Origin of the sequence: Hamadaea tsunoensis DSM 44101, assembly GCF_000428945.1 — a bacterium.
Lineage (GTDB): Bacteria > Actinomycetota > Actinomycetes > Mycobacteriales > Micromonosporaceae > Hamadaea > Hamadaea tsunoensis.
Genome location: NZ_AUAX01000050.1, coordinates 20,705 through 27,905, shown reverse-complemented (window position 1 = coordinate 27,905; position 7,201 = coordinate 20,705). Strand labels below are relative to the sequence as shown.

Sequence of the window (7,201 nt, the reverse complement as noted above, 5' to 3'; positions counted from 1 at the left end):
CTCGGGTTTTAAGGTCGGATTAGTTCTTTGGGGATCTTGACTTTGGTTGTGCGGGTGGGTTCGTAGCGGGGTGCGGGTTCGCTGGTGCGGCCTTTGGGTCGTCCGGGTCCGGGTTTGGTGGGTTTTGGCCATCTAGCTGGTGTGTCGATTGTGGCTAGCAGGTGGGTGAAACCTTGCCGGACCCGGCCCGGGGTCATTTGCTGGCTGGTGAGGGGTTTCTGCCAGGGCAGGCGGTGGTCGGCGACGAGGGGGCGGGCCAGGCGTAGCTGGGTGGCGGTGATGGCGGTGAGTTGGCTGAACCGGTCGGCTTGTTGTGGGTGGCGTAGTCGTGGGGTGGCCCAGCCGAGGTTTTGGCGGGCGAAGCGGAAGAAGTGTTCGACGTCGAACCGGCGTAGGTAGGCGCGCCAGCAGCGGTCGGGGTCGAAGGTGTCGGCGGGGCCGTTGAACCAGAGCCAGATCGGGCCGGGTTGGCGGTGGCGGGGTGTCTTGTCGACGGTGAGCCGGAGGATGGTGGCTTCGATGATGCTGGGCCGCCCGTCGGGGTCGCGGTAGTGGGTTTGGGTTTCGGGGTGTAGTTGGTGCCATGCGGTGACGTGGACGTTTCCGTAGACCGGGTCGTGCAGGGCGAGTTCGTGGTCGGGTGGGGTGTGGCTTTCGGGGTGGGCGAAGTGGAATCGTCGTCCGTGTCGGCGGGGTGTGCCGGGGCCGCGTTTGCCGGTCGGTGGTTGGGGGCGGGTCCACATGACCCGGTCGTTGCGCAGCCGGATCAGGGTTTGCACGGGTTGGTCGGCGAGTTCGACGCCCAGGGTGACCGCGTCGTAGCCGGCGTCGCAGACGAACAGTGGCAGGGGTTGCGACCGGGGGTGCTCGAGCAGGGGAAGCAGGAGGAGGATCTGCCCGATCGCGGTTTCGGTGCAGGTCTGGGAGGTGTTCACCCGGGAGACGTCCAGGGGCGCGACCCAGCTACCGGGTTCGGTCGACAGGTTCACCAGCCATGAGTATGACCATCCCGCGGTGATCGGTTTCCCGTTGGTGATCTGTGCTTGGGCGTGGTTGTACTTGTGCAGGCCACGTTCGGGTGAGCATTGCGCGGCCGGACGTGCCCACAGGGTGGTGTCGACGGCGAACGTCGGTTCCCATTCGGCGGGCCGGAACCCGGCCAGGGTCTCGCGCAGCATGCCGGTGTCGATCGCTCCGTCGGCGATCGCCCGGTAGGCGCTGCCGTGCCCGCGCCGTGCGCCCGGCGCGAGCGTCAGATGCGCCAGGCCGTCCACCGCGACCGCCGACGCTTGCGCGTCGACCAGGTCGAACAATGCGTCCGGCCAACGGTCCAGGCAGTCGTACACCTGATGGCGGAACTCTCGCAGCGCCTGCTGCGCGCCGGCCAACTCATGCGCGACACTGCTGGAAGTGGTCATCGCGACCTCCGAGAGGGTTTGTCAGGCCTTTACTCGAAGATCCGCGATGACCACTTCTATGTCACTACCCGACAAGAAGGACAAACAGCACTTCACGTTAAAACCCGAGTCAGGGTTTCGCACGTAATCATGGCCCAAGATTCGGGTGATATCCCTGATCCAAACGGGATCTTGCGGCAGTCCACGGCGGATCCCCTTGATCAAGTACCGTTTACCCGGCAGGGAAGCGCTCTCTTGCCGGACAGGCGGTACTTGATCAAGGAGATCTTCAGAGGGTGATCGTCCAGGTGTCGAGGACGCCGGTGTCGCCCGGGCCGTAGTCCGTCACCCGCAGCTTCCACGTTCCCGCCGCCTGGCTCAGGACGTTGGGCACGGAGAACGTTCGCACGCCGCTCCACGCCGTGCAGCTGTAGTTGCCCGAGCCCGAGTACTTCACCGGGTAGCTGAAGCCGTTGGGCGCGTACAGGGTGATGCCGAGGTCCTCCGCGCAGGTGTGGTTGATGGTGATCGAGAGCGCCACGGCCGAGGCCGCGTTGCCGGTCGCCGTCGACGTGATCGGGCTGTAGAACTGCTGGTAGTCCAGGATCTGGTAGTCGGTGCCGTTGGTGAAGGTCCGCCCGCCGCCGGTGCCCGGCTGCGTACGCGCGTTCACGGCGGCCGAGGCCGGTGAGAGGTTGCCCGCCGCGTCGTGCGCCTTGACCGTGAACGTGTACGCGGTGTCCGCGCTCAGCCCGGTCACGGTGGCCGACGTGCCGGTGCCGCCGCCGACCCGGGACGATCCGTTGTAGACGTCGTAGCCGGTGACGCCGACGTTGTCGGTCGAGGCATCCCAGGCCAGCGACACCGAACTGGACGTCGCCGCGGTGGCACGGGGGTTGCCGGGCGCGGTCGGCGGGGTCGTGTCGCCCGGGGTCGGCGTACCGGTGACGAGGGTCAGGTTCCACTTCTGCAGCGCCTCGTTCACCGGCTGGAACAGCGACATGTCCCCGTCGCTCGGGTTCTGTACGCACTGCGAGGGCCCGCCGTCGTGCAGCCCGGTCGCCTTGTCGCCGACGAGCCAGCCGCCGCCCGAGTCGCCGCCGAGCGAGCAGGCGGTCGTCCAGGTGAGGTCGCCGATCACCAGGCCGCCGCCGTAGTCGACGGACTTGTGCGTGTACTTGACCACGCCGCACTGCCAGTGCGAGGTGTTGCCGGAGTGGCAGACCGCGTCGCCGACCAGCGCCTCGACCGAACCGCTCACCGTGACGGCCGGCTGGCCCCAGGTGTTCACGGCCGCCGACAGGTTCCAGTTCGGCTCGGTGACCGACACCAGGCCCATGTCGCCTTCCTGGCCGTTGACGCTGTGCGTACCGCCGGTGTTCGAGGTGCCGATCTTGTTGGCCTGCCCCGACTGCCCGTACGCGGCCTGGTTGGCGTCGTTGGTGCAGTGCCCGGCGGTGAGGAAGTGCTGGGCGCCGGACGAGTCGGTGACCGGGAAGCCGACCGAGCAGTTGCTCTCGCTGCCCGGCCACCACGGGTTGCCGGTGCTGATGGTGCCGCCCTGCTGGTGCTGCTGGGTGGTGGTGGACACGACGCGTACGCCCGGACCGAGGGCCCGCAGCCGGGCGAGGGCCGCGTCCGTCGCGGCGGTACGCCGGCTGGTGTTGACGTCGACGGTGACGACGTCGGCGGTGACGTCGACGCCCCAGCCGAAGACACCGGGCACCCCGGCGCCGACCACGTTCCCGACGGCCGACCGCAGCCGGGCGAGTTCGGCCGGGCCGCGCGGCACCAGATGCGGATCGGCGCCGGCCGCGCGGGCCTGGGTGGCCGCGGCGTCCGAGGTGACCGCGACGGCGAGGCGGCCGGTGGCCGGGTCGAACCACTGCCCGGCCAGCTGACCGCGCAGGGCGGCCGGCAGCCCGGCGGCGACCCGGTGCGCGTCGTCCTGGGCGATCAGCCGGGCGCGGGCGGCGGCGCTGTCGATGCCGAGGGCGCGGGCCAGCCCGGCGACCATCGCGGGCGGTGCCGCCGCGGCCCGGCCGCCGGCCGCGACGCCCGGCGGGACACTCGCGGCCACGCCGGAGACGACCGACCCGGGAGCGACCGGTGCCGGGGCCGCGAAACCGGCCGAGGCCGGGAGGGCGGCGGCGAGCACCGCCAGGGTCAGCCCCGCGCCGAACGGCCCGAACCGCCGTACGCGGCCACCCACGGGGGTGAACGAGCGCATGGAACTCTCCTTCCACAGTGGATACAAGAAGCGAAGAAGTGACGGAAATGAATGGCACCGACGGTAGGGCGCGCGGGACCGGCGCGGATACGGCTGCCGCCGGACGCAAGGGGAAGCTCCGGCAGCCCCGGTGCGGGACCCGCCCGGCCGACAAGGGTTTCCCCGGTAGCGCGGGCCGCCCGCGGGATTAGATTGAGCATCGTGCTGGTCGGCCGCGAGGAAGTCCTGGACCGCGTGCGTACGCTGCTGGGCGCCGGGCAGAGCGTGACGATCACCGGCCCGGCCGGATCGGGGCGGTCCGCGGTGCTGTCGGCGGTCGCCGCTGAGCTTCGTCCGGTGTGGACGATCCTGCCCGCGGCCGGCGTACCCGATCCGCCGTACGCCGGGCTGGCCGATCTCCTGCTGCGGCTGGAGCAGTCCGGGCAGTCCCGATTCGCCCGGCTGCCGGCCCCGCAGCGCGAGGCGCTCGACATCCTGCTGAGCCGCCGGGAAGGCGTACCGGATCCGCTGGCCGTCCGGCTGGCCGTGCTGGGCCTGGGCGTCGAGGGCACGGTGGTGACCGACGACGCGTACCGGCTCGACGAGGCGACCCGCGACGTGCTCGCGTACGCGCTGCCGCGAACCCGGTTGCGCCTGCTGGCCACCGTCCGCAGCGGGTACGCCGTCCCGCCCGGCACGGCCGTGGTCGCCCTGCCGCCGCTGGACGCCGAGCAGATGGCCCGGCTCCTCGAAGCACGCGGGTACGCCGGAGCCGACCCCGGACGCATCCGGTCGGCCAGCGGCGGGCACCCCGGACTCGCGCTGGCGCTGGCCGAGTCGCCCGTGATCGCGTACTCGCGCCTGGATCTGCTCGAACCGCTGACGCCGGACCAGCGCACGACCCTGCTGTACGCGGTGCTGGCGGGCCGGCCGACGCTGCGGGTGCTACGGCGCGCGGGCCGCGACGGCGCGGTCGCGGACATCGCGGCGGCGGTGCGGGCCGGGCTGGCCGAGTTGGAGGCGGAACGGGTGCTCGTGCCCGCGGCGGCGGTCGCGGACGCGCTCGCGGCGGCGGCCGGGCCGGAGGCGGTGGCCGCGGCCCACGCGGCCCTGGAGGAGGCGGCCGACGACGAGGTCGAGCGGGTCTGGCAGCGCAGCGCCCGCGACGGCCGGCCGGACGAGGCGCTCGCCGCCGAACTGGCGGAACTGTCCACTGTGGCCCGCGAGCGGGGCGAACCGGCCCGGGCGGCGCAGCTCGCCCTGCAGGCAGCGGCCCGGGCCGCCGCGAGCACCCCGCGTGAACACGTCACCGGCTGGCTCATCGCGGCCGCGGACGCCGCCGGCGCGGCCGGGCGGCTCGATCTCGCGCAGGCGGCGCTCGCGCTGCTGGAGGAGCTCGGCGCCGACCGCCGCGACCTGGCCCGGGCCCGGCTGGCCGTGGCCGACGCGGCCGGGCAGGCCCTCGACGGCCTGGACGACCTGCTCGTGCGGGCCGTCGCCGAGGCCGCCGGCGACGACCGCCTGCTCGCCGCGATCCACCTGCGCCGCGCGTGGCGGGCCAACCTCGCCGACGGTTCCCCGCGCGCCGCCGCCGAACTGGCCGCGCGGGCCGCCGAACACGCCCGGGCCGCCGGCGACGGGGCCGGCGAGGCGCTCGCGCTGACCATGCTCGCGCGGATGCGCCGCGTCCTCGGCGACGCGACCGCCGGCCCGACCCTCGACCGGGCGCTGGCGCTGCCCGCGACCCCGCCGCAGTACGGCCGGCACAACTCCCCGCGCTACCTCGCGCTGCGCCACGCCGCCTTCGACGACCGGCTCGCCGAGGCGCGTACCGGGCTGCTGGCGATGCTGCCCGAGGCCGAGGCCGCCGGGATCGCCGAAGACCTGGTCGACCTGCTGCGCAATCTCGCCGAGGTGGAGGTGCGCACGGGACGCTGCGCCGCCGCGCGCGAGCACGCCCACCGCGCCCGCGTCCTGAGCGAGCACGCCGGTCTCTGCCCCGGCCCGTCGCTCTACACCGCCGCCGTGGTCGAGCTGGCGGGCGGCACGTTCGGCCGGGCCCGCGCGCTCGCCGAGCGCGCGGTACGGGCCTCCCGGGCCGAGCGGGACAAGGTCTATCTCGCCCGCGCCTTCCACGTCGCGGGCCAGACCCATTTGGCGGTACGCGACGCGGCCCGCGCGGCCGAATGCCTGCACCATGTCCGCGAGCTCGAAGAAGCCCACGAGGTACGCGATCCCTCCGTGCTGCGCTGGCACGGCGACCTGGCGGAGGCGCTCGTCGGGGCCGGCCGGGGCGCGGAGGCGTACGACCTGATCGCGGCGGCCCGCTCGGCGGCGGCCGGGCACGCCGGAGTTCTCGCCGCCCTCGACCGGGCCGACGGCGTCCACCGGTCCGACGCGGGCGACCCGGCCGCCGGCGCCGTCCTGTTGCGACGGTCCGCCGACGCCTTCGCCGGCCTCGACCTGCCGCTCGAACGCGGCCGCAGCCTCATCGCGCTGGCCGCCGCCGAGCGCCGCGCCCGGCACCGGGCCGCCGCCCGGGCCGCCCAGGACCTCGCGGTGGAGATCTTCACGGCGGCCGGCGCGCCGAGCTGGGCGGCCCTGGCCCGGCTCGGCCACGACAGCTCCCCGGCCGCCCCGGCCCTGCCCGCCCTGACCGACGCCGAGGCGCGGATCGTGGCGATGCTCGACCGCGGCGCGTCCAACCGGGAGATCGCCACCGCCCTGTTCCTCAGCGTGAAGACAGTCGAGTCGGCGCTCACCCGGATCTACCGCCGGGCCGGCGTCCGCTCCCGGGCCCAGTTGCAGAGCCTTCTGCGAGGCTGACGCGCCTTCCATGGTGGACGGTCCAGCCGGAAGGCCCGGAAAGGTCGGGACTTTGGGACCGGTCCACACGTGTCCTCCGGCCGCGGCGCGCCGGTGCCCCGGAGGCGGAACCTATGGGTGTCAGCGGATCCCAACCCCCGCGATCCGCGTACCGAGGAGGCACGAACATCATGCGCAAGTCCAGCATCGCCGGTCTGCTCCTGGCCACCGCCGCGGCCGCCCTCGTCGTCGCGGGCCCCGTCATGATCTACGAGGGCGTGCACGGCCAGAACCAGGTCCGCGCCGAGCTCACCGCTCAGAAGATCACCTTCCCGGCCCAGGGCAGCGAGAGCCTCCCGGCGAACCTCGCGGACTACGCCGGGGTCACCGTCACCACCGGCCCGCAGGCCAAGGCGTACGCGGACATGGTCGAGACGCACGTCCAGGCGAGCACCGGCGGCAAGACGTACTCGGAGGTCTCGGGCGCGTGGATCGCCGGCGGGATGAAGGACGCGACCCTGGCCCAGCAGCGGCAGACCGCGTTCATGGGCGAGTCGCTGCGGGCGTCGCTGATGTCGGCGTACCAGGCGTGGATGCTGGGCTACCTGGCGATCGGCCTCGGCGCGCTGCTCACCTTCCTCAGCGCGGTCTTCGGCTTCACCGCGTACGCCCTCCAGCCCGCCCGGATCAAGGTCCCGGCGTCGCCGGAGGTCCTCGAGCACGAGAAGCAGAAGATCTGAACCGCGGCAGAGCAAGGGGCCGCCCGCCGAACCCGGCGGGCGGCCCCTTG

4 protein-coding genes are annotated in these 7,201 nt (G+C 73.2%); 2 read left to right on the top strand and 2 right to left on the bottom strand.

Annotated elements, in window-relative coordinates; translation table 11 throughout:
- Nucleotides 1-8: 8 nt before the first annotated feature.
- Nucleotides 9-1,418, bottom strand: a complete 1,410-nt coding sequence (locus G401_RS51245; protein WP_064741918.1) for an NF041680 family putative transposase — start codon at nucleotides 1,416-1,418, stop codon at nucleotides 9-11.
- A gap of 268 nt (nucleotides 1,419-1,686) precedes the next feature.
- Nucleotides 1,687-3,627 (bottom strand): fibronectin type III domain-containing protein, encoded by a 1,941-nt coding sequence (locus G401_RS0138070; RefSeq protein ID WP_084558086.1) that lies wholly within the window; start codon nucleotides 3,625-3,627, stop codon nucleotides 1,687-1,689.
- Nucleotides 3,628-3,828: 201 nt separating this feature from the next.
- Between G401_RS0138070 and G401_RS0138065 the strand changes: the two genes are divergently transcribed.
- On the top strand, nucleotides 3,829-6,432 hold the full coding sequence (locus G401_RS0138065; protein ID WP_027346613.1) for a helix-turn-helix transcriptional regulator: 2,604 nt from the start codon (nucleotides 3,829-3,831) through the stop codon (nucleotides 6,430-6,432).
- A gap of 170 nt (nucleotides 6,433-6,602) precedes the next feature.
- Nucleotides 6,603-7,151 carry a hypothetical protein gene (locus G401_RS0138060; RefSeq protein ID WP_027346612.1) on the top strand — a complete coding sequence of 183 codons (549 nt, stop codon included), beginning with the start codon at nucleotides 6,603-6,605 and terminating at the stop codon, nucleotides 7,149-7,151.
- The last annotated feature ends 50 nt before the right edge of the window (nucleotides 7,152-7,201 follow it).

Bases quoted from the DNA above. Each gene is read 5' to 3' on its own strand.
- G401_RS0138060 (WP_027346612.1), top strand. From the start codon at position 6,603: ATGCGCAAGTCCAGCATCGCCGGTCTGCTCCTGGCCACCGCCGCGGCC.
- G401_RS0138070 (WP_084558086.1), bottom strand. From the start codon at position 3,627: ATGCGCTCGTTCACCCCCGTGGGTGGCCGCGTACGGCGGTTCGGGCCG.
- G401_RS51245 (WP_064741918.1), bottom strand. From the start codon at position 1,418: ATGACCACTTCCAGCAGTGTCGCGCATGAGTTGGCCGGCGCGCAGCAG.